Genomic DNA, 21,433 nt, shown 5'->3' with positions numbered 1-21,433 from the left:
TGATGAGTGAACTCCCGGGCCTGTTCGCCCCCGAGCGCGTCGCCATCGTCGGTGCAACCGAGCGCGACGGGTCGGTTGGGCGGGCGGTCACGGCCAACCTCCTCGAATTCGACGGTGACGTGGTTCCCGTCAACCCGGGCACGGAGACGGTGTTCGACCGCGCGTGCTATCCCGATCTCGGCTCGGTTCCCGATCCCGTCGATCTCGCCGTCGTGGTCGTGCCGGCAGACATCGCCGTCGACGTCGTCCGCGACGCCGGGGAGGCCGGTATCGAAAACGTCGTCGTGCTCACGGCCGGCTTCGGCGAGACCGGCAGCAAAGGAGCCACACGCGAGCGCGACCTCCAGGAGACGGCCAGCGAATACGGGCTGAATCTCGTCGGGCCGAACAGCGTCGGCGTGATGAGCACCGCGGTAAACATGAACGCGACGTTCGGTCCCGAGAGCGCTCGAGACGGCTCGATATCGTTCATGAGCCAGTCGGGTGCGTTCATCACCGCCGTGCTCGACTGGGCCAACGACCGCGATATCGGCTTTCGCGACGTGGTGTCACTCGGCAACAAAGCCGTCCTCGACGAGCGCGATTTCGTCGCGGCGTGGGGCGAGAGCGACGACACGAGCGCCGTTATCGGCTATCTGGAGGATATCGCCGACGGCAGCGGCTTCATCGAGACGGCCCGGGAGGTAACGCAGGAGACGCCGATCGTGGTGGTGAAATCCGGTCGGACAGAGGCTGGCGCGCAGGCAGCCTCCTCGCACACGGGAGCGATCGCCGGCAGCGAGCGCGCGTACGAGGCGGGTCTCGAACAGGCGGGCGTCATCCGTGCGGAGACGGTCGAGGAACTGTTCGACGCCGCGACCATGCTCGACGGCCAGCCGCTCCCCGAGAGCGATGGGGTTGCCGTCATCACGAACGCCGGCGGGCCGGGCGTGCTGGCGACCGATGCGATCGGCGACTCACAGCTGGAGCTGGCCTCGTTCACCGACGACACGCTCGACTCGTTCGCGGAGATCCTCCCCGACGAAGCGAACATCTACAATCCGGTCGACGTCATCGGCGATGCGGCGGCCGAGCGCTTCAGCGACGCGCTCGACGTCGCGCTTGCCGATCCGAACGTCGGTGCGGCGCTCGTGCTCGCCTGTCCGACGGCCGTGCTCTCCTTCGAGGAACTCGCCGAGATCACGACTGCGACACAGGCCGAGCACGGCCTCCCGGTGGCCGCCTGTCTGATGGGCGGCGAGTCGACACAGGCGGCCCAGTCAATCCTCGACGACGCGGGCATCCCGACGTATTTCGATCCGGCACGAGCGGTCACGGGTCTCGACTCGCTCGCGCGCTATCGGGAGATCTCGACCCGCGAGTACGCAGCCCCGACGACGTTCGACGTCGACGAGACGGCCGCCCGGGAGATCATCGAGCGGGCGGCCGACCGTCCCTCGAACGCGCTCGGCATCGAAGCGATGGAGCTGCTCGATGCCTACGGGATTCCAACGCCCGAAGGGGCCGTCGTCGACACGCCAAGCGACGCCGAACGCCGTGCGGCCGAGATCGACGGCGACGTCGTCATGAAAGTCGCCAGCCCGGATATCCAGCACAAATCCGACATCGGCGGCGTCCGTGTCGGCGTTCCCGACGACGCGGTGGCGGACACCTACGAGGATCTCGTCGCTCGCGCGAAGAACTACCAGCCGAACGCGACCGTGCTCGGTGTCCAACTCCAGGAACAGGTCGACCTCGACGCCGGTACCGAGACCATCGTCGGCGTGAACCGCGACCCGCAGTTCGGTCCCCTGCTCCTGTTCGGTCTCGGCGGGATCTTCGTCGAAACGCTCGAAGACGTTGCCATCAGGGTCGCCCCCGTGAGCGAACCGATGGCGGCGGCCATGATCGACGGGATCGATGCCGCGCCGTTGCTTCGCGGCGCTCGGGGCCGCGATCCTGTCGACGAGGCGGCGCTCGTCGAGACGATCCAGCGCATCTCGCAGCTGGTGACCGATTTCCCCTCGCTTCTCGAACTCGACATCAACCCACTCGTCGCCACGCCGGACGGCGTCGTGGCGGTGGATCTCGCGGCGACGATCGACCCGGAGGAACTCGACCGATGAACCCGATACTATTCACCACGACCGACGAAGGCACCGGCAAGACGGCCATCGCACTCGCGATCGCACGGATCGCCGCCGACCGCGACGTGGACGCCGGCTACATGAAACCGAAGGGCACGCGCCTCCAGAGCAACGTCGGCAAGACACTCGACAAGGATCCGCTACTCGCGGGCGAACTGCTCGATCTCGATGCCGAAGTGCACGACCTGGAGCCGGTGGTCTACTCACAGACACTCGTCGAAACGGCACTGCGTGGCCAGGCCGATCCGGCGGAGCTGCGCGAGCGTGTCACCGAGAGCTACCGCGAACTCGCCGCCGATCACGAGCTGATCGTAATCGAGGGCGGCAGCCGACTCTCGACGGGCGGGATCATCGGTCTCACCGATCGGGACGTCGCGGAGCTGCTCGACGCACGGGTGATTCTCATCGCCCACTACGACGAGCCCGGCGATATCGACGACGTGCTCGCGGCGACCCGACAGCTCGACGAGGTGGATGGCGTGCTGTTCAACGGCGTGTCGGACGACAACTACGACGAGCTGACGACCGACGCCATCCCCTTCCTCGAAGACCGTGGAATACCGATCCTCGGCGTGGTGCCCCACCAGCGCGAGCTCGCGGGCATCACGGTGGCGGATCTCGCCGACGAGCTCGGCGCACGAGTGCTCACCGACGAAACCCCGCTCGACGGTCTCGTCGAACGGGTTTCCGTCGGCGCGATGGGATCCGAAGCCGCACTCGGGCAGTTCCGTCGCACGCGCTCGGCCGCGATGATCACCGGTGGCGATCGATCCGAGATACAGACCGCGGCGCTGCAGGCGTCGGGCATCGCCTGTCTGCTTCTCACCGGCGGTCACAGCCCCCCACAGGCGGTTCTCGGCCGCGCTGAGAAGGCAAACGTGCCGGTGCTCCGCGTCCCCTCCGACACGATTACGGCCGTCGACCGCGCCGAGGACGCCATCGCTGCTGGCCCTGCACGGAGCGCCGACACCATCGAACGGATGCAGTCGCTGCTCGTCGATCGTCTCGATGTCGACAGGCTACTCGACAGGGAGTGACTGATATACCCAGAAACGGTCAGCCGAGCAGGGAGGCACAGCCAGCGGCGACGATGCGTGCCACGTCGACCACGTCGTCGGTGTGGACGAACTCGCCGGCACCGTGGATATTCTCGCCGTCGGGACCGACGATCACGGTCGGCAGATCGGCACGGTGGCCGAAGTAGTTGAAGTCGCCGACGCTCGAAAAGTAGCCGATGGCTGGTTCGTCGTCGGTGACCGTCTCGACACCACTCGATAGCGCGTCCACGAGCGGGTCATCGGCATCGGTGACGTAGGGACCGTAGTGAACGTCCGGAGCGGGTGCTTCCCGAAAGTCGATCTGTACGTCGGAGTCGGGGTCGAGATCCGCGACGACGCGTTCTGCGTCCGCTCGGACGACGTCTTCCGTCTCACCGATGACGACGTGGCGATCGACAAGCAGACGGCACGATTCCGGTACAGAAAGTGTCTCACCGCCACCCTCGATTTCGATCGGACAGACGGAGCCATCGCCGAGTTGCTCGTGTGTGCCGACGTCCATCGCCGCGAGCGCATCGGCCAACCGTCCCGCATCGACCACGGCGTTCGTCCCCTTCCGCGGCTGTGAGCCGTGTGCGGCCTCGCCAGTCACGGTGATGTCGTAGAGGAACCGTCCGCGCGCACCGAGCAGCAGGGCGGGGTTCTCGATCGTCGTCTGGGCGAGAATCGGGCCGGGTTCGGTGACGATCGCAGCGTCACACTCGTCGGTGATTCCGTCACGAATGAGTTGATTTGCACCCAGTCCGTAGGGACCTTCCTCGTCGACGACCGCGCTGAAGAGAAGATCACCCGCGAGATCCACGTCTGCCGCAGCGAGCCCGTCGAACGCGACCATGATGCCCGCGAGACCGCCCTTCATGTCACAGGCACCCTGGCCGTAGAGTTTGCCGTCCTCGATCCGTCCTGAGAGCGGATCCTCGTCCCACGCCTCGACGATCTCGACGGTGTCCAGGTGGGCGTTCAACAGCAGCGTTGGAGCCTCCGGGTCGGAGCCTTCCAATCGGGCGAGGACGTTGTTGCCCTCGAACTCCGTGATATCGGGTTCGTTCACTGGATGGTACTCTGGATCGTGCCCTCGTGAACTGAGCCAATCGTAGACGAACTCGGCGATCGCTTTCTCCTCGAAGTACGGACTGCGGATGCGGACGAGATCCTGGAGGAGCTCGATGGTTTCGTCGTGATCGATTCGCTCTGCGAGCCTTCCTGGGTCGACCGTTGCAGTGTCGAGCATGTCGGCGGGATCGTCAGTCATCGGCGGTGATCTCCTGAATATCGGGATCATATTCGGCAGAGGGGACACCCGGCAGCGTGTCGAGGATCGATTCGACGTCGGTGCCGGACTGCTGGCCACGATACCAGTAGATGCCGAACACGATGAAACCGATAATCACCCACGGGACGTAGACCGTGAGCGTGCCCTGGTAGGCCTGGATGAGTAATACGAACGCGCCGATCGCACCGACGAGGCCCGAAACGAGGAGACCGACGCGGGGGTTGAAGTCGGCCTGTTCGACGATATCCGGCCTGGCGTACTGGGCATACAGCAACGACACCGAGACCGCGAAGTACGCGATGAGATAGCTGAAGGTAGCGATCACGATCACCTGATTGAGTCCCGAGGCGTAGAACGTCAGTGCTGAGGAAACCACGTACAGCGTGAGCAACGACCAGTGGGGCGAGCCGAACCGCTCGCTCACCATCGAGAACCGCTGCGGGAAGATCTCGTCCCACGACCACGAGTAGGGCATCTTGATCGCCGCCGCCATCACGGCGTTCACGCTCGATGCGGTGGCGAGCAGGCCGCCGAAGGCGACGATGGCGGTCGCGTCCGTCCCGAGGAACGTCTCGGCGGCGGTGGCGAGCGGGCGCGCCGAGTTGGCGAGGACGGTGTAATCGCCGACTACGCCGTAGATCACCGCCGCGGTCCACATGTACAGCAGGGTGAGGATGATCGTCCCGCCGATCATCGCCAGCGGGAGGTTCCGGCCGGGATTTTTCACCTCGGCACCCATCTGGCCCGCGACGGCGATCCCGATGTAGGCGTAGAACAACGGCGCGGCAGCGGCGAGGAAGCCGCTCGATCCCCCGGTGAAAAACGGTCGATAGTTCGCGGTGTCGATGGAGAGTGATCCGGGGAGGACGAGCACGAGGATCGCGAGAACGAGCACCCCGAGAATGGCGCTTTGGGCGATGCTGTACCCGCGCGTTCCGACGAGATTGATCAAAAAGAGGACGGTGAGAACCCCGAAACCGGCGAGAGCGATTCCGGTCCGACCCGCGATGAGATCGGGAAAGAACACCTGGAGATAGCTTCCGAAACCGATGGCGAGGCTCGCGTCGGCGGCCATATACCCGAGCCATTTCGACCATGTGACGATGAATCCGGGCAGACGGCTGTTGAACGTGCGCGAGACGTACGAGTACGACCCCGCCGCGGCGGGAAAGATCGTCGACATCCAGCTGTAGTTGATGGCGACAGCTGTTGCGACCACGCCCGCGAGCAACACCACGAGGATCACGCTCGGGCCGGTCGTGGAACTCGCGGTCCCGAGCGTGACGAACAGCCCCGCTCCGAGCGTCCCGCCGATGACGGTGCTCATCGCTCCATACGGTCCGATATCGCGTGCGAGACTACGGTCGTCTTTCTCGCTCGATTGTGCCATATGCTATCATACTATAGTGGATCAATAAGCCACCTCCCTAGCATGAACGGGTCGTTCACACAGCGACATCCCCACTCCGATCGGGGTCACTCGTGGCCGAGAAGCTTGGCCTCGGCTTTCCGGAGATGTTCGAGAAGGGTCGTCTTCGCGATGCCGAGTTCCTCGGCCAGCTCGGCGGCGCTCGCCTCCCGTGGCCACGCGTAGTAGTTCCGTCGACGGGCGAGATCGAAGACCTCCCGCTGGCGTTCCGAGAGGTCGTCCGTCGGGAGCACGCCGGGTCCGCCGCGGGGGACCACGATGTCCTCGATCCGGATCTCGGCGTCCTTCTCCGCGCGGACGGCGTCGAGGCGCTCGCCGAGCGTCTCGCGGTCGGTCTCGACAATGACCGTCCAATACTCCCTTCCGCCGTGCATTCTAACCGGCTCGTCCGGGATGAAGCCGCGTGAGACGAGCGCGTCGTTGATCGAGTTCTCCATCGCATAGCGTACGACGATCGCACGGGAAGCGCTCCCGGGAACCGCCTCGCCCGTGGCGTCGAGACGGTCCGCCTCCCAGACTGAGTCGGTAAGCGGCGAGTTCCGGATAGCGGCGACGAGTCGCTCGACCGAACTGTCCGTCTCACCGTACACGGTAAATCGACCGGTAGCGGCACCATCGATCGGATAGACCCCGTGGCCGAGCAGGCCGCCATCCCTATCTTCGGTCACCGCGAGCGTCCAGCAGTCAGGGTGCCAGATATCGAGAGTCACACGCAAGCCCACTGCGGACTGCGACGGCGGGACCATCGGGAAGCATAGGATCAGTGGGGGCAAAAATCGTTCGCTCGGCTGGTCTTGTCGCTGAGGTGTTACGATATATCGAGATGAGTGCGGCTATTTTGACCGAAACGACTCAGGCGAACTGCTCGTCGTAGAGATCCTGGGCGTGTTCGATGGCGTCGTAGGCGGCCTGTCGGTCCTCCCAGCCCTGGGTTTCGACTTCCTTGCCGGCTTCGAGGTTCTTGTAGGTCTCGAAGAACTCGTCGATCTCGTCGAGTTCCTGCTGAGGGATGTCGTCGAGGTCTTCGATATGATCGAATCGGGGGTCCTCGGCTGGGACGGCGATCACCTTGTCGTCCTGTTCGCCGTCGTCGTCCATGCGCATCAGTGCGACGGGGCGGGCCTCGATGATGCAGCCGGGGAAGGTCGCGTCCTCGACGAGCACCATCACGTCGAAGGGGTCCTCGTCGTCGTAGTACGACTGCGGGATGAAGCCGTAGTCGTTGGGGTAGTGGACGTTCGAGTGGAGCACGCGATCGAGAACGACGCCGGGTACGTCCTTGTCGTACTCGTATTTGTTGCGCTCGCCCTTGAGACACTCGACGACGGCGTGGATCGTCTCGGGTGCGTTCGGGCCGGTTTCGAGGTCTTCCCAGAGGTTCGTCATCACCCCCTCGTCCGACGAGGCGACGAAAAAGCGTTTTCTATCGCATCGCCCGCGCCGATTGGCGGTTCGACGGTAGTATTAATAAGTGGTACCACCTGTTTATTCCAGTCACGTTCCCTATTTTGGACAACGTCCGTTATGGTTGCGAAGGATTAAATATGTGGGTGACATCTTCCTGCTGATGCCAGAGGCAAAAGCGGTCCAGGACAGTGGTATCGCCCGCGATCTTACGGCGTTCCAACAGAACATCCTCGCCATCCTGTCGGACGAGCCGATGTACGGTCTTGCAATCAAGCGCCAGCTTGAATCGTACTACGACTCGGAGGTCAACCACGGCCGACTCTACCCGAACCTCGACGATCTCGTGGAGATGGATCTGGTCGAGAAATCCGAGCGGGACAAGCGTACCAACGACTACGCGCTCACCGACGACGGCTACGAGGCGGTCGTCGACCAGCTCGACTGGACGCTCGACAAGTTCGTTACCGACGGGGAACGCGCCGAGACCGTCCGTGACCTGATCGACAACTAACCACCGCTCACGCGGTTTTACTCGGTCGTACTGTCGAGAGCGTCGGCTTCAGCGAAGACGAGCGACAGTGATTCCTCGATGGCCGTGCGCTGCTCGTCGGTCGGCCACGCGTTACGGACGAAGTATTCGGTGCGGAACTCCCGGCGCTCGGCCTCGGTGGCCGACTCGACGGGTCGTGCGTAGTGGTTGCTCATGAAATCAGCGAAGGCCCGTGCGTTCGCGCCGTGGATCGTGCCGTGTGCGGCGACCGCCTCGACGACCGTATCGTTGTGCGCCGCAACCTGCTCCCAGTCGTCGGGATCGCCGGCTCCCGACAGCGATCGCTCGACAGCCCGATCGGTGTCCTCGATGCGTTCGGGGCGGATCTCGCCATCGACGAGCCACTCGTCGGGATGACAGACGAGCGTGTCGTCGGTCTCGCGGACGCGCACCCGAAAGTCGTGCTCGGCGAGCAGTTCGCGGCGGCGCTCGCGGTAGGCCTCGCGCTCGTCCTCGTCGGTGACGGTGCGTGCCAGCCGCGTGAGTCGTTCGGCCTCGTCGACGATCCTTTCTGGAAGCTCACTCATCGAAGGCCTCGTTCGCGCGGGCATCGGCCCGTTCGTTCGCCTCGCGCGGGACGTGCTCGATCGACCAGTCGTCGAACCGTTCGAGCAGCTCGCGCACCCGTACCCGGCGCTCGCGCAGTTCGGGGTCGTTGGTCTGCCACGCGCCCCGGACTTGCTCGACGACGAGCTGTGAGTCACCACGGAGTTCGACAGTGTCGAACCCGTAGTCGGCGGCGCGTTCGAGCACCCGAGTGAGCGCGTCGTACTCGGCGCGGTTGTTGGTCGTCTCGCCGACGCGCTCGCCACCCTCGGCGACGATCCCGCTGCTGTCGACGATCACCCAGCCGATGGCCGCCGGACCGGGGTTGCCACGCGATGCGCCGTCGAAATAGCAGTGTGCGCGCCCGCCGTCCTCCCGGAGCAGCCCTTCGAGACGGGCCGGTGTTGCGCCCTGGATCACGACCTTGCCGTCGTAGGCGACGGCGGTCGCCTCCGCATCGACGGCTCGCCAGCGCTCGTGATCGGTGTTGCCCGGTTCGATCGCGACCCCGGCTGATTCGAGGCGCTCGCGGGCCTGATCGACGTCACACTCGATGACCGGCATTGTCGACATTCGCCGTAGCGGTCGCATAGCGGTTGCGATACGATACTGTCGAGAGCGCACACCGAGCGGCAGCGGCGATCCGATGGGTCGAATATCGGCCGTTCGCCCCCAAGAGTTTATACGCTCTGAGGATACTACTATAAAAGTGCAATGACACGGTCCACTCGTCAGCGGGAGCGTCAGGCCGAACCGGAGCAGGTGGACGACGAAAACGAGGGGGTACGTCGCTGTCCGGAGTGTGATTCGGACAATCTCGCCAAGAGCACCGACCGTGGCGAGCTGGTCTGTGAGGACTGCGGGCTGGTCGTCGAGGAGGAGAACATCGATCCCGGTCCCGAGTGGCGGGCGTTCAACCACGCCGAACGCCAGCAGAAATCCCGTGTGGGTGCGCCGACCACCCAGACGATGCACGACAAGGGACTCACGACCACGATCGACTGGAAGGACAAGGACGCCTACGGGCGATCGATCTCCTCGAAGAAGCGCTCGCAGATGCACCGGCTGCGCAAGTGGCAAGAGCGCATCCGAACGAAGGACGCTGGCGAGCGCAACCTTCAGTTCGCGCTCTCGGAGATCGACCGGATGGCGAGCGCACTCGGCGTCCCGCGGTCGGTACGGGAGGTCGCCTCGGTCATCTATCGTCGTTCGCTCGCCGACGATCTCATCCGCGGGCGCTCGATCGAGGGCGTCGCCACATCGGCGCTGTATGCGGCCTGTCGGAAGGAAGGCATCCCCCGAAGCCTGGAGGAGATTTCGGAGGTATCGCGCGTCGAACGCAAGGAGATCGGTCGGACGTATCGGTACGTCTCCCAAGAACTCGCCCTCGAAATGCGCCCCGTCGACCCCAAAAAATACGTCCCCCGCTTCTGTTCGGAGCTCACCCTTTCGGAGGAGGTTCAGGCAAAGGCCAACGACATCATCGAGACGACCGCCGACGAGGGGCTCCTCTCGGGCAAATCGCCGACCGGCTACGCCGCCGCGGCGATCTACGCCGCCTCCCTCCTCTGCAACGAGAAGAAGACCCAGCGCGAGGTCGCCGACGTCGCCCAGGTCACCGAAGTGACGATCCGCAACCGGTATCAAGAGCAGATCGAGGCGATGGGCATTCACAGCTAGGACCGAACCACATACTTTCGCGGGCCGCATCGTGAGCGTATGGACGAAGCGACGCTGCGAGCGGTGCTGACGGGCTTCGGTGGTGGTCTCGTCGGCGCGCTTATCGGTGGACTCGTCCTTTTTTGGCTCGGGTTCTACGACAACCAACCCGTCTGGGTGACTGTCATCACGCTCGTCGGTGCCGCGGTCGGGAGCGCTATCGGATTCGGGCTGAACGAGGACTCGAAGACGGCGTGACGAACGGTCGTCTTCGCCCATCCGAGGGTTGAAGCGTCCGAGAGCCCTCGATTCAGTCGATGCGGCTCGACGAATACTTCGAGGAGATCGAACGCGACGAGCGCGCCGAGCGCCGGCAGTTGGCGGCCGAGAAATCCTACGCCATCACCGACTACCTCGACGATGTCGAGACGAACTTCGAGCAACGGGTCTCCGACGACGCGCTGCTCGGCAGCACCTCGCCCACGATCTTCGTCGGTCGCTCCTCGTATCCGAACGTCTCGACGGGCGTGCTCTCGCCCGTCGGCCACGAAGAACGCGCCGCCGACTTCGAGACGGGTGGCCACTGGTACGATCGCGACTTCTCGATCGAGGACGTCTTCCAGCATCGCACGGGACTGGTGAACACCGCGAAGACGACCAGCGTGACGAACGTCGCCGACGCCTGGACCGGCTTTCTGGGGACGCAGCGTGAGGTCGCTATCGCCGACAGACCCGTGGATGTGGAGATCGGGCTCGACAGCTCGCTCGACGTGGATTTCTCCGTGTCGGCCGAGGACGTCACCTCGCCGACCGGGCCGCGCGCACGGGCCGAGAGCGCGACGCTGACCGAGAATCCACACGTCACGCGGCCGGTCAAGAAGACCCTCGAAGACGACGACTGGCGCGCCGAGGGTGCGATGAACTACCTCTACAATCGTGGCTTCGACGTCTACGACATCAACACGATCCTCTCGGCCGGCGCGCTCGGCGAGAGCGACAACCGGCGGCTCGTCCCTACACGCTGGTCGATCACCGCCGTCGACGACACGGTGGGGCAGTTCCTCCGCGGACAGATCCGCAATGCGACGGCGGTGGACAAACCCGAACTGTTCTACAACGAGTATCTCGGCAACCGGTTCTGGATCCTATTCACACCCGGCCAGTGGGAGTTCGAACTCGTCGAGTGCAAGGCTCCCGGCAGCGTCTGGAACCCCGCCCCCGAGCGAGGGATGGTGCTCGCCGCCGATCGCGAGGGCCACGAGGGTCGGACGTCCTACGTCGACGAGACCGCCGGCGCGTACTACGCCGCTCGCTTGGGCGTGCTCGAACAGCTCGTCGAGCGTGGCCGACAGGCGTCGGTGCTCGTCGTGCGCCACGTGACGCCCGACTACTGGGGACCCACAGGAGTGTGGCAGGTCCGCGAGTCGGTACGAAACGCCTTCGACGGCGAGTCGGGCACGGCCGAATCGTTCGGTGACGCCCTCCGCCAGCTCGAACCCCAGCTGCCGATCTCGCTTGCGCGCCTCCGCCGGAAGTCATCGCTCGTGGCGGGCGTTCAGTCCAGTCTGTCGTCGTTCGGGAACTGAAAGGCGGAATCCTTTCGCCCCCCGGCCACTCGACACGAGACATGAGCGTCACAGGCGGGCAGACTAGTCGCGTGCGCGCCCTCGTCGTCGCGCTCGCCGTCGGGGGTCTCGGTATCGGGGTCGCGTCCGTTCTCGGCAGGGCGATCGTGCGCTCGCTCGCGTTCCTCGATATCGAACTCAGTGCACTGGGATTGCTGGTCATCTCCCTGATAACGGGGCAGGGGGTCGCCTTCGGCAGTGCCGCCCTGTTGTATCTCCGATTCAGAGGTCTCGGACGGACGTATCTCGGCATCGATGTACCCTCGCTTCGGGACGTCGTTACGGCGCTGAGCGGCTATGCGCTGGCGCTCATCGCACAGTTCGTCGGATCGATACTGCTCACCGTCGTGGGGGTCCAGCCGGCGGAAAACCAGATCGGGCAGATCGCCGCCCAGAACCCCGAACTGCTGCTCCTGTTGATTCCAGCCTCGTTTATCATCATCGGCCCCGGCGAGGAACTGCTCTTCCGTGGCATCGTCCAGGGTCGGCTCCGGGAGTCGTTCGGCCCCGTCCCCGGTGTAGTGCTCGCGAGCGCCGTCTTCGCCGCGATCCACTTTCAGTCCCTGACCGGCGGCGTCGGCGGGCGGCTGGCGACCATCACGGTGCTCTTCCTGCCGAGCCTGGTCTTCGGTGCGGCCTACGAGGTCTCCGACAATCTCGTCGTACCGGCGTTCATCCACGGCGCGTACAACGCGACGCTGTTCACGCTGCTCTATTTCGTCCTCCAGGCGGACCTGCCGGTCAGCGTGCTTTTTTGATCGGCCGCTGGCTCACATTACACCGGCACCGGGAGCCACCGCAGCCAGCCGGCCACCTGCTCAGGCGCGAGCAGCGGCGGATGAAGCACGAGCCAATCGAGCAGCGTCAGCCCGAACCCATGAGCGACGACCGAGGGGAGAATCGATCGGCTCCGATAATCGACTGCGCCGAAGAGCACGTCCGTCGGCCCCGACAGCAGTAGTTCGATCGGTGGCTTGCTCGCGTGCTGGAGCGCGTAGACCACCGGACTGATGAACACGCTCTTGAAGCCGATCTCGCGCACGCCGACACAGAGCAACCCGCGAAAATAGGTTTCGGCGGCGAGCACGACGACGAACTGTCCGACAGCGTGGGGCACGAACGACGAAACGGTCGGCTCGACGCTCCACATCGGGTAGTACGCCCGCACCGTCGGCAACGACGACCCGACCAGATAGAACGGCAGCACGAACAGGGCGAGCAAAAGCGTGTTGCGCAGCGCGCGTCGATCGACACGCCAGCCGAGCCGCCGGCCGTACAGTCGCGCGAGCGCCGCCGGCCCGACGAGATAGAGCAGTCCGTCACGGACGACACGCGCCCACAGCGCCGTGCTCGTGCTGCGTTCGAGCGCCATCCACGCGATCGCGAGCACCGCGCCCCAGAGGAGCGCGAGCACGACCCACCGCCGCCCCGACGAGCGACCCACCCTACTCCTCGGTCTGGACGGGCCCCGATCCGACGACCTCGCGCACGCTTTCCTCGAACTCCTGACGGCGTTCGAAGTACGGCTTATCGACCTCCGCGAGCACGTCGCTCAGACTGGTCGGGCCGTCCGGCGTCCGGATCTCGATATCGCCCACGCGCTGTTCGACCGTCGAATGCTCCATCCCCCACGTCAGCCGCGAACTGACGCGCGCCAGCGGCACACCCTCGACGGACGGGCCCTCGCCCAGCTCGACGACTGGTCCCTCTGTTTCCTCGTCGGCTTCGTCATCGGCCATACGAACACCGCGTGACGGCCCGCTTTGTGTTTTACGAACCACTTTTTTAGACGGGGGTTGAGCGCACTCGTTTCACTCGCGCGCTCAACCCCCGACCAAAAACCTGGACTAAAAAGGACCGCTCACTCACTCGCTCCGCTCGTTCGCTCACGGCGAACCGCGCTCACTGTGTTCGCACGGACACGACCATTCCGCCCCGCACAGCACCGCCTCCGCCGAAGCCCTCGGGGAACGCTCACTCCGTTCGCTACTCGCTCGGCCTGTGGCCTCGCTCGCGCCCCTCGCCCTTCATCCACCAGGAGAGCATAGTCGTTCGAGAGAGCGAAGTTCTCTCGTGATGACGAAAGATGCCTCGCGTCTTTCGAACCACTCTCCTGAGCCTCGGCTCGCTCCGCTCACCGAGACGCCAGGACCGCACCGCTCCGCAACCGCCACCACGGCCGCGCCGCGACCGCACCGCGGCCGCAGCCGCAGGCCGAACGAGTTTTCGCCCGCTCGGGCCGAGGGCGAACATGGACTTTGACTCGCTCGTGCTCGCGGCGGCCACCGCCGATCTGAGCGACGAACCCGCTGCCCGCGCCCACGCCGATGCCGTCGAGTTCCGCATGGACCTCGCCGACGACCCGCTCGACGCGCTCGCGACCTACGACGGCGAACTCCCACTGATCGCGACCAACCGAACGGTCGAAGAGGGTGGCGAAGCTCCCGAAAATTCCGATCGACTCGATGCGCTCGCGCGTGCTGCCGAGTTCCCGACCGTCGCGGCGATCGATATCGAACTGGCGACGGTCACGGACGAGGAATGGCTCGCCGACGAGGCTCGCGACCACGACGCGGACTGTATCGTCTCGACGCACGATTTCGACGCGACCCCATCACGATCGGCGATGGAGGGCACGCTGGCACGCGCGAGCGAGTACGGTACGGTCGCGAAACTTGCCGTCACGGCCACCGATCCGGACGATGTACTCGATCTACTCGCGGCCACACACGCCTGCACGGAGCGCGGCGGCCGCGTGGCGACGATGGCGATGGGCGCGATCGGCGGCCACTCGCGGGCCATCGCCCCCCTTTACGGCTCGCGCATCGCCTACGCACCGGTCGATCCAGAACGGGCGACCGCACCCGGCCAGTACGATCTCGCGACGCTCGCCGGACTGCTCGATACTCTCGACTAGTCGATGCTCTCCGTGCGTTCGTCGGCGCTGCTCTCGCCCATCCGCATTGCAACGACGACGCCGAGCAGGCTCACGAACACGCCGGCGATCACGAACGCCACGAGTCGGGCGTCGCCGCCGATCGTGAACCCACGGATCGAGACGACACCGAGACTCGTCGCCGGCATCCGTAACGGGTCGATGACGGCGGCACGTTCGAGGAAGTAGGCTCCGAACCCTCTGACGACGAGTCCGACCGCCGCCAGCACGAACGGGAGGTTGAGCGTGGCGTTGCCGACGCGACCGCTGTGCAGCCACTCGTCGATCGCCCGACCAGTGCTCGCGGTCAGCCCTGCTGTCGTCAGCCACGGTACGCTGTCGAACAGAAACGCCATGACCGTCACGAGCGCACTCGCCTCGCCCGCGAGCGGCGAGGCACTGATGACTCCCACGACCAGGCCCACGAGCGCGAACCCGCCGGCGATCACCCCCGTAACGACCGAGAGCCGGCCGGTGTAGAGCCCGTCGCGCACCCCGCCGGTGAGCGCCGCGAGCACGTCGTCGACACCGAGCCCTTTGTAGAGCACGAACAAACCCGTGATGGCGGCGACGGCGGCGACGGCGGCCCGCAGGCTCTGTGCGAACACCACCAGCACGGGCACTGCGAGCAGCGCGACGCCGATCGGTACCAACACTGTCTGTCGGAGCTCCTCGTTGGCGAGGAACTGCTTCAGGAGATAGTAGGTCGATTCGAGATCGCGAGCCTGCCGAACGACGACCCGCGAGACGGCATCGACGCGCACCCGGCTCTCGACGACGTGGACGACGCGTTCCTCGGCCGTGCTGTCGGTGACGACGACCGCCGACTCGATCGACCGATCGGCGAGCAGGCGTTCGATCTGTCTCGCGAGAGCGCGGTCGGCATCGACCGAGTCGTCGACGCCCGAAACGACCGCAACCACCGGCTCCGCACCCGAGTCGCGAAGCTCGCCGGCGAGGCGCAGCCCTTCGAGCAGGCAGTTCACGCGGCTGCTCTCGGGGTCGGCGAGGCCCACGTCGGTGACGAGCGAGCGGACTGCCCGCTCGCCGACCACCGGCAGCTCGCCAGCGACGTCGGCGACGGTCTCGCCGCGGTCGATACAGACGACGAGCGTACTCACGGCTCACTGTTCACGACCCCGCCATGAAAACACCCGCGATGGTGCCGGTTTGCGAACATCCATGTCGCCGGCCGGCGTCGTTCGGTCGTGTCCACCACTGCAGACCCCGAGTTCGTCGACCGAACCCTAGAGATCGCTCGCGAGAACGTCGAGGACGGCGGGCGACCTTTCTCCTGTCTCATCGTGCGCGACGGCGAAATCCTCGCCGAAAGCCCCAATCTCGTCGCCCAGACGAACAATCCCGTGGCCCACGCCGAAACCGTGGCCATCGAGCAGGCCTGCAAACGCGTCGGCAGCGAGGACCTCTCGGGCTGTGACGCCTACGTAATGGCCCACCCCTGCCCGATGTGTCTCGGTGCGCTGTACTACTGCAGTCCGGACAACGTCTTCTTCCTCACCCAGCGCGAGAGGTATGAGGAATACTACACGGACAGTAGAAAGTACTTCGAGTTCGGCGAGTTCTACGACGAGTACGAGAAAGACTGGGAGGATCGGAACCTCCCGCTGGTCCACGCCGACGAGGCCGACGAGGACGCCCTCTCGATCTACGAGCGCTGGCAGGAACTGAACGAGTAGCTCGCTATCGGAGTTCCAGGCTGAACTCGTCGCTGACGCCGACCGAATCGGCAACACCCGCACCGAACGCGTAGGCCACGCCCTGCGACTGGCTTCTGATGCGCTCCATCAGGCTCTGCTCGGGCGTGAACTCCTCGATCTCGACGTCGTGGCCGAGGCGCTCTTCGATGCGCTCCTCGACGTCCTCGCGGGTGCCGAGCTCGTCGACGAGCCCGTTCTCGATCGCGTCGGTCCCGAGATAGACGCGGGCTTCGGTCTCGCGGATCGTCTCCTCGTCGAGCCCGCGGCCCTCGGCGACGTGTTCGACGAACGTCTCGTAGTAGTCGTCGACGAGTCCTTGGAGGTATTCGTCGTCCTGCTCTTCGGGTTCCTTGAGCGGGAAGCCCGCGTCTTTGTACTCGCCGGCGGTCTTCGGGCGGTAGTCGAGTCCGAGCTTGTCGGCCAGTCCCTTCGCGTTGACCGACGAGCCACGCACGCCGATGCTCCCGACGACGCTCGCCTCGCGCGCCCAGAGTTCGTCACAGCCGGCGGCGATCCAGTAGCCACCGCTCGCGCAGGTGTCGGTCGCGTAGCCGATCGTCGGACCGTCGAAGCGCTCGGCTGCAAGCCGGATGTCCTCGCTCGGCAGGACCTCGCCGCCCGGCGTGTTGAGCTTGACGACCAGCGCCTCGACGTTCGGGTCCTCGTCGGCGCGCTCGATCTGCTCGACGATCTTGTCCGCCGGGATCGAACGCTGACTACTGCTCGGAAGGCGACTCCCTTCGCGGGAAATGGGGCCCTCGACGGCGACCTCGACGGTGTTGTACCCGTTTTTCGTCTGCGCGCGGAGCCGTTTGACCGTCCCCCAGATGCCAGCGCCCGCGCTCGCGCCGATGGCTGCACTCATGAATTTCGCTCGTGAATCGGTCGGCATACCTACTCGTCGGGCGCGCGGCGGATGAATCGTTCGCTCGTGGCGGCGATCGTGGGTTTCGCTGTCGATCGTGGTAACTAGAGCTTGCCGGCTTTCTGCAGTTTCATCAGGTCCTCGGTGTCGAGGGTCTCGCCCTGCTTGAACTGCTCGTAGATCTCCTCGGCCTCGGCCTCGGCCTCCTCGCGACGCTGGTCGCGCTCGGATTTGCGCTCCTCTTCCTCCTCTTTGTCCATCTCGCGCAGGCGCTTTTGCACCTCGACGAAGTCCTCGTGGTGGCGGTCGGCGGCTTCCTGGGCGTCGACGAACTTCTCGTGCCACTCGTCGGCCTCGTCACGGACGTCGTCGGCCTCGCGGTAGGCCTCGATCATCTGGTTGTGATGCTCCTGGGCCTCGTCGGCGAGCTCCGTCACCTTCTCGTGGTGCTCGGAGGCTTCGGCGCGGATCTCCTCGGCCTCGGCTTTGACTTCCTCGAGCCCGTCAGTGTCGTCGAGCGCCTCCTTTCGCTCGCGATACTGCTCGCGTTTGTTCTCGATTTTCTCGATGAGTTCGCGCTCGTCCTCCGTCGAGAGCACCTCGGTCTGCTGGCGGAACTCGAGTTTCTCGATCTCGTCTTCGAGCTCGTCAAGGTCCTTCCCCTCGTCGAGTTCGAGGTCGCCTTTCATCTCATCGACCTCGTCGAACAGCTCGTTGGCCTCGGCGTTGAGCTCGTTGCGCTTCTGTTTGTGCTCCTGTACCTCTTCGTTGAGCTCGTCGCGTTTCTCGCGGTGTTCCTGTGCGAGGTCGACCTGCTCTCGTGTCTTCGCGTTGAGCTCGTCGCGCTTGTCGGCGCGCTCGGAGGCCGCCTGGTTCAGGTCGTTGCGCCGGTCGCGGAGCTTGCCGGCGAGTTTGATGAGCTGTCCTTTCGAGTCGCTTTCGAGGTCGTCGTCGGTCAGTTCGACGTTTTCGGATTGATCGATCGTGCTTGCCATGGTTCTGTTGCTATCCCAGCCGTGCCAGCGTACGGTTGCCACTCACGGGCGCTCGTCGTCTCTGAGGAGTGGTCCGTATCATTCTCTGTGCGATACCACTGTGACGCCGGCAGCGTTCTGGCATGTACCAATACTGCCAGAAACGGTTTAAGCGTTGTGATCGTGTGGGTCGTTCTCTCTCTCTCTCTCCCTCGCCCTCTCGACCCGTTCACCGCTCGTTCTCGTGTTCCACCTGCCGATCGTCGGTCACGAGCGTCAACGCGATCCGTTCGCGGTCGGTCGACGCGTCGAGTTCGCCAGCCACCGCCTGCGAGAACGGACCGACGGTGACTGACAGACTTCCGCTCTCGGTGTCGGCCTGCCAGTCGACCTCGCCGGTGACCGTTTCAGGTGTGTCGTTGACGACGACGGCCCGTGACTCCGCCGCCGTGTCGTCGAGTATCACCGCGACCGGCTCGAAGGCGGCTTCGACAGTGTCGATACCCTCTCCCGACGGATCGAAGGCCGTGACGAACGGTTTCGCCGACAGCCGCAGCGTCCCGATCGCCCGTCGTGCCCGCGTCGCCTCGCCATCGGCTTCTGGCACCACGTAGCGCGTTCGGGCTCCGTCGCTCGCATGGCCATCGAGCATCCAGGATTCCACGGCCTCGTCGTCGGCATCGGCCCCGGTATCGAGACCCGGTATCGAGAGCACGATCACGTCGTCGGGCAGCGACGTTTTGGCTGCCGTCGCCGTCGCCGCGCCGCCGTCACCGTCCCCCGTCGAGCGGAGCACGCGCCAGTCCGCTTCCTCGGTCGTGACATCGAACCCGTGGGCGTCGTCGCGAACGCCGAACGCGGCGAGGCTCGGCCGATGACCGACCGCGCCAGCAAGCGTGCGCGCGACTAGCCGCGCGCGCTCGACGTCGAGCGCACCCGCACTCATCGGCACGTCCTGACAGACGAGCATCCCGGCGGCGTCGGCAGCCTCGTAGAACGATTCGGGCAGCACGTGGCCGTACGGGCGAACGAGCGTCGCGTTCGCCGCGATCGCGCGGTCGATGATATCGGTCGCGCTTTCGCCGGGCAGCGAGACGAGCCCGCGAACCGGGACGTGCGTTCCGTTGATCGACAGCCCGTCCGGGCCGTAGTCGACACTCCGAAAGCCGGTCGTCGCCGTCCGTTCGTGCCTGCCGAGCTGTGCACGGACGGTGTAGCGGTTCTGTGGACCGGTGCCGCGAGGCCACCACCGGTCGGGATCGCGCACCGACAGCTGTCCCTGGACGACGACGCGCTCGCCCGCACTCGCCTGGACGCCGACCTGCGTCAGCGCGCTCGCGCCGTCGCTCCCTTCGGGCTGCAGCGAGAGTCGCACGCGGCCGTCGAGATCGCTGCCAGCATCGATCGTGACGATGGCGTTGACGCCCACTTCCTCGTCGGCCTCGGTAGTGCGAACCGTGAGATCGGTGATGACGGCTTCCGGCACGCCCTCGACGCTGGCACCCCAGCGTATCCCGGGCACGCGTTCGCGTTCGGAGACGAGTTCCGTCCCGAAGACGCCGCCGAAACGGTCCTCGGGCGCGCGACACTCGACGAGCAGTTCGTTTTTCGTGTCGGGATCGACCACCGTTCGGAACGGCGTGAAGTAGGTGTCGTGGCGGCCGACGAACGCGCCGTTCAGCCAGACACGAGCGTGGGCGTAAAGTCCGCGAAGGGTGAGCAGCGCCCGTTCGTCGTCCTCGCGCGGATCGGCGAACTCCGTTCGGTAGGCGACGGCGTGCTCGCCGGCGAACTCGTCGGGGGCCGCCGGATCGACGGCGTGCCAGTCGTCGGCTTCAGGTGGGCCGTCGCCGGGCTCGACCGTCGCGGCCGTCCACTCGTGCAGTTTCATAGCAGTTGGGTGTTCGCCGCAGCCATGACATCCTCCCCGGCATGAACGCCGGAGTTTCCCGACCGCAGTTGGGATATTAGGGTTCGCGGTCTGCGACCTGTTCTTGGGGGGCGAAAACGCCCTCCCTGCAGTCGAACAGGCGGACCGCTGGCTGTGCCATCCAGCCGTTATCCCTATCCTCTCGTTGAGGATTCGAGAGTACCTTTTGTCGGATGTTCTCCGCGCCGTTCGTGTCGGCGTTCGCCACGGTCCCGCAGTCGTCGCACACGTACAGCCCGCGCTCGACGCGCTGGCTGTCGTCGCACCGGCCACAGACCGAACACGACTTCGACGTGTCGCGTTCGGACACCTGCTCAACGGTGATACCTTCGGCTTCGGCCTTGTAGTCGAGCATCGTCGTGAAGCGGTCGAACGCCCACCCGTGGAGGTCGAGATTGCCGTGGTCGCCCCAATTCGTCGGGTTGCCGTTCTCATCGTCGCGGATTCCGCTGAGGTCGCCCACGACAAGCGTGCCGACGCCCCGCTCAACACACTCCGCGACAATCGCTTTCGACAGCGCGTGCAAGAAGTGCGTGCGGCGTTCAGTGCGCTTCCGGTCGAGGCGCTGTGCCTCGCGTGAGAACGAATCGTCGCACTCCGCACGCTGTTTGGCGAAGTAGTATTCGTCCTCTTTGAGTCCGCCGCCAGGGAACAGCAACGACTCGTCGCCAAAGGAGACGGCGGCGACGTTGCATATCCCGAGGTCAACCCCGGCGGTTCGGTCGCCGGGTGGTTCGACCTCGATGTCGTGGCGACAGACGATGTGCAACCGCCACTCGCCGCGTTCGTACACGGCGCGCACCTGCTGGACGTTCTCGATGGCAACGTCCGGGTCGGCGTCGTAGGCACACAGGATGAAGTCGGACCAGTGTGCCTTCGTATTCCGGCCTTTCGACAGCCGGATGTAGCCGTTCTTTTCGTCGTGCTTGAAGCCGTCTTCTTTGAACGTGACCGTCGAGCGCGGGTGGTCGTCGCCATACTTGCGGTAGCCGGGCGGGTTCGCTTTCTCGTTCCCGTTGTTCCGGTGGCCGTACCAGCCTTTGAACGCTTCATCCAACTCTTCAAGAGTTGCTTGACTGGACTGAGCGTTGAGGTCCGCGTAGCGTTCGTGGCTCTTGAGGTACGACTTGAGTACCGAGTCGTCAGGGATCTGGCCGCAAGCGTCCCAAACGCGCCCTGCCGTCCACCGGGCGACATTCCAGAGTTTTGCGGCGGCGAAACCAAGCGTATCCAGCCCATCCCGTACCTGTCGCTGGTTCCGTATGGAAGCGCGGTGGGTGCGAGTGATGGACCGAATCGCCATGTATAGCCTGTTGTGCTAAGCCGACATAAACGTTC

The 21,433-nt window shown here is 65.2% G+C and carries 22 protein-coding genes; 9 read left to right on the top strand and 13 right to left on the bottom strand.

From position 1 onward, the window contains the following. Nucleotides 1-2 precede the first annotated feature (2 nt). Together NO363_RS01235 and NO363_RS01230 are read left to right on the top strand one after the other, a co-directional pair. On the top strand, nt 3-2,105 hold the full coding sequence (locus tag NO363_RS01235) for an acetate--CoA ligase family protein (protein ID WP_256686260.1): 2,103 nt from the start codon (nt 3-5) through the stop codon (nt 2,103-2,105). Continuing rightward, nucleotides 2,102-3,163, top strand: coding sequence for a phosphotransacetylase family protein (locus NO363_RS01230; protein ID WP_256686258.1), 1,062 nt, complete (start codon nt 2,102-2,104; stop codon nt 3,161-3,163). The genes NO363_RS01235 and NO363_RS01230 overlap by 4 nt, the downstream gene beginning before the upstream one ends. Before the next feature lie 19 nt (nt 3,164-3,182). Here NO363_RS01230 and NO363_RS01225 read toward each other — a convergent pair whose 3' ends face one another. From NO363_RS01225 to NO363_RS01210, 4 genes are all read right to left on the bottom strand, one after another. After that, nucleotides 3,183-4,436, bottom strand: a complete 1,254-nt coding sequence (locus NO363_RS01225; RefSeq protein WP_256686256.1) for a M20 family metallopeptidase — start codon at nt 4,434-4,436, stop codon at nt 3,183-3,185. Continuing rightward, nucleotides 4,429-5,847: an APC family permease gene (locus tag NO363_RS01220; protein WP_256686255.1), complete on the bottom strand. Its 1,419-nt coding sequence runs from the start codon at nt 5,845-5,847 to the stop codon at nt 4,429-4,431. The genes NO363_RS01225 and NO363_RS01220 overlap by 8 nt, the downstream gene beginning before the upstream one ends. Nucleotides 5,848-5,933: 86 nt before the next feature. Continuing rightward, on the bottom strand, nt 5,934-6,632 hold the full coding sequence (locus tag NO363_RS01215; RefSeq protein WP_256686254.1) for a helix-turn-helix domain-containing protein: 699 nt from the start codon (nt 6,630-6,632) through the stop codon (nt 5,934-5,936). A 106-nt stretch (nt 6,633-6,738) separates the two neighbouring features. Then, nucleotides 6,739-7,272, bottom strand: coding sequence for an inorganic diphosphatase (locus NO363_RS01210; protein WP_244702208.1), 534 nt, complete (start codon nt 7,270-7,272; stop codon nt 6,739-6,741). A 181-nt stretch (nt 7,273-7,453) separates the two neighbouring features. Between NO363_RS01210 and NO363_RS01205 the strand changes: the two genes are divergently transcribed. Beyond that, nucleotides 7,454-7,804 (top strand): PadR family transcriptional regulator, encoded by a 351-nt coding sequence (locus NO363_RS01205; protein ID WP_256686252.1) that lies wholly within the window; start codon nt 7,454-7,456, stop codon nt 7,802-7,804. A gap of 17 nt (nt 7,805-7,821) precedes the next feature. Here NO363_RS01205 and NO363_RS01200 read toward each other — a convergent pair whose 3' ends face one another. Beyond that, on the bottom strand, nt 7,822-8,370 hold the full coding sequence (locus NO363_RS01200; protein ID WP_256686251.1) for a DUF7108 family protein: 549 nt from the start codon (nt 8,368-8,370) through the stop codon (nt 7,822-7,824). Further along, nucleotides 8,363-8,953, bottom strand: coding sequence for a ribonuclease HI (gene rnhA / locus NO363_RS01195; protein ID WP_256686250.1), 591 nt, complete (start codon nt 8,951-8,953; stop codon nt 8,363-8,365). The genes NO363_RS01200 and rnhA overlap by 8 nt, the downstream gene beginning before the upstream one ends. Before the next feature lie 150 nt (nt 8,954-9,103). On the opposite strand from rnhA, the gene NO363_RS01190 reads away from it, so the two are divergent. The 4 genes from NO363_RS01190 to NO363_RS01175 are packed head-to-tail and all read left to right on the top strand — an operon-like array spanning nt 9,104 to nt 12,431. After that, entirely contained in the window at nt 9,104-10,069 is a 966-nt protein-coding gene (locus tag NO363_RS01190) for a transcription initiation factor IIB (RefSeq protein WP_256686249.1), read from the top strand. Nucleotides 10,070-10,108: 39 nt separating this feature from the next. Next, complete coding sequence (locus tag NO363_RS01185; RefSeq protein ID WP_256686248.1) at nt 10,109-10,306, top strand: hypothetical protein; 198 nt, start codon at nt 10,109-10,111, stop codon at nt 10,304-10,306. A 59-nt stretch (nt 10,307-10,365) separates the two neighbouring features. Further along, on the top strand, nt 10,366-11,634 hold the full coding sequence (nreA, locus tag NO363_RS01180) for a DNA repair protein NreA (protein WP_256686246.1): 1,269 nt from the start codon (nt 10,366-10,368) through the stop codon (nt 11,632-11,634). 41 nt (nt 11,635-11,675) lie between these two features. After that, on the top strand, nt 11,676-12,431 hold the full coding sequence (locus NO363_RS01175; protein ID WP_256686245.1) for a CPBP family intramembrane glutamic endopeptidase: 756 nt from the start codon (nt 11,676-11,678) through the stop codon (nt 12,429-12,431). A gap of 17 nt (nt 12,432-12,448) precedes the next feature. Here NO363_RS01175 and NO363_RS01170 read toward each other — a convergent pair whose 3' ends face one another. Together NO363_RS01170 and NO363_RS01165 are read right to left on the bottom strand one after the other, a co-directional pair. Next, entirely contained in the window at nt 12,449-13,045 is a 597-nt protein-coding gene (locus NO363_RS01170; protein ID WP_370525601.1) for a CPBP family glutamic-type intramembrane protease, read from the bottom strand. Between the two features lie 73 nt (nt 13,046-13,118). Further along, nucleotides 13,119-13,412 carry a DUF5789 family protein gene (locus NO363_RS01165; protein ID WP_256686243.1) on the bottom strand — a complete coding sequence of 98 codons (294 nt, stop codon included), beginning with the start codon at nt 13,410-13,412 and terminating at the stop codon, nt 13,119-13,121. 512 nt (nt 13,413-13,924) lie between these two features. Here NO363_RS01165 and NO363_RS01160 point away from each other — a divergent pair. After that, entirely contained in the window at nt 13,925-14,590 is a 666-nt protein-coding gene (locus NO363_RS01160; RefSeq protein ID WP_256686242.1) for a type I 3-dehydroquinate dehydratase, read from the top strand. Here the strand turns inward: NO363_RS01160 and NO363_RS01155 are convergent. Further along, complete coding sequence (locus tag NO363_RS01155) at nt 14,587-15,729, bottom strand: DUF373 family protein (RefSeq protein WP_256686241.1); 1,143 nt, start codon at nt 15,727-15,729, stop codon at nt 14,587-14,589. The two genes, NO363_RS01160 and NO363_RS01155, sit on opposite strands and share 4 nt — an antisense overlap. An 87-nt stretch (nt 15,730-15,816) precedes the next feature. On the opposite strand from NO363_RS01155, the gene NO363_RS01150 reads away from it, so the two are divergent. Further along, nucleotides 15,817-16,305, top strand: a complete 489-nt coding sequence (locus tag NO363_RS01150) for a nucleoside deaminase (protein ID WP_256686240.1) — start codon at nt 15,817-15,819, stop codon at nt 16,303-16,305. Between the two features lie 4 nt (nt 16,306-16,309). Here the strand turns inward: NO363_RS01150 and sppA are convergent, their stop codons facing one another. The 4 genes from sppA to NO363_RS01130 form a co-directional block, all read right to left on the bottom strand. Continuing rightward, nucleotides 16,310-17,218 (bottom strand): signal peptide peptidase SppA, encoded by a 909-nt coding sequence (sppA, locus tag NO363_RS01145; RefSeq protein ID WP_256686238.1) that lies wholly within the window; start codon nt 17,216-17,218, stop codon nt 16,310-16,312. A gap of 77 nt (nt 17,219-17,295) precedes the next feature. Next, on the bottom strand, nt 17,296-18,186 hold the full coding sequence (locus tag NO363_RS01140; RefSeq protein ID WP_256686236.1) for a coiled-coil protein: 891 nt from the start codon (nt 18,184-18,186) through the stop codon (nt 17,296-17,298). 208 nt (nt 18,187-18,394) lie between these two features. Then, entirely contained in the window at nt 18,395-20,056 is a 1,662-nt protein-coding gene (locus tag NO363_RS01135) for a glycosyl hydrolase 2 galactose-binding domain-containing protein (RefSeq protein ID WP_256686235.1), read from the bottom strand. 76 nt (nt 20,057-20,132) lie between these two features. Next, complete coding sequence (locus NO363_RS01130; RefSeq protein WP_256686234.1) at nt 20,133-21,398, bottom strand: RNA-guided endonuclease InsQ/TnpB family protein; 1,266 nt, start codon at nt 21,396-21,398, stop codon at nt 20,133-20,135. Between the last annotated feature and the right edge of the window lie 35 nt (nt 21,399-21,433).

The sequence above is a fragment of the Halococcus qingdaonensis genome (genome assembly GCF_024508235.1).
Classification (GTDB): Archaea; Halobacteriota; Halobacteria; order Halobacteriales; family Halococcaceae; genus Halococcus; species Halococcus qingdaonensis.
Note: the sequence above shows the minus strand (reverse complement) of the source record. Positions and strands in the feature narration are given on the sequence as shown.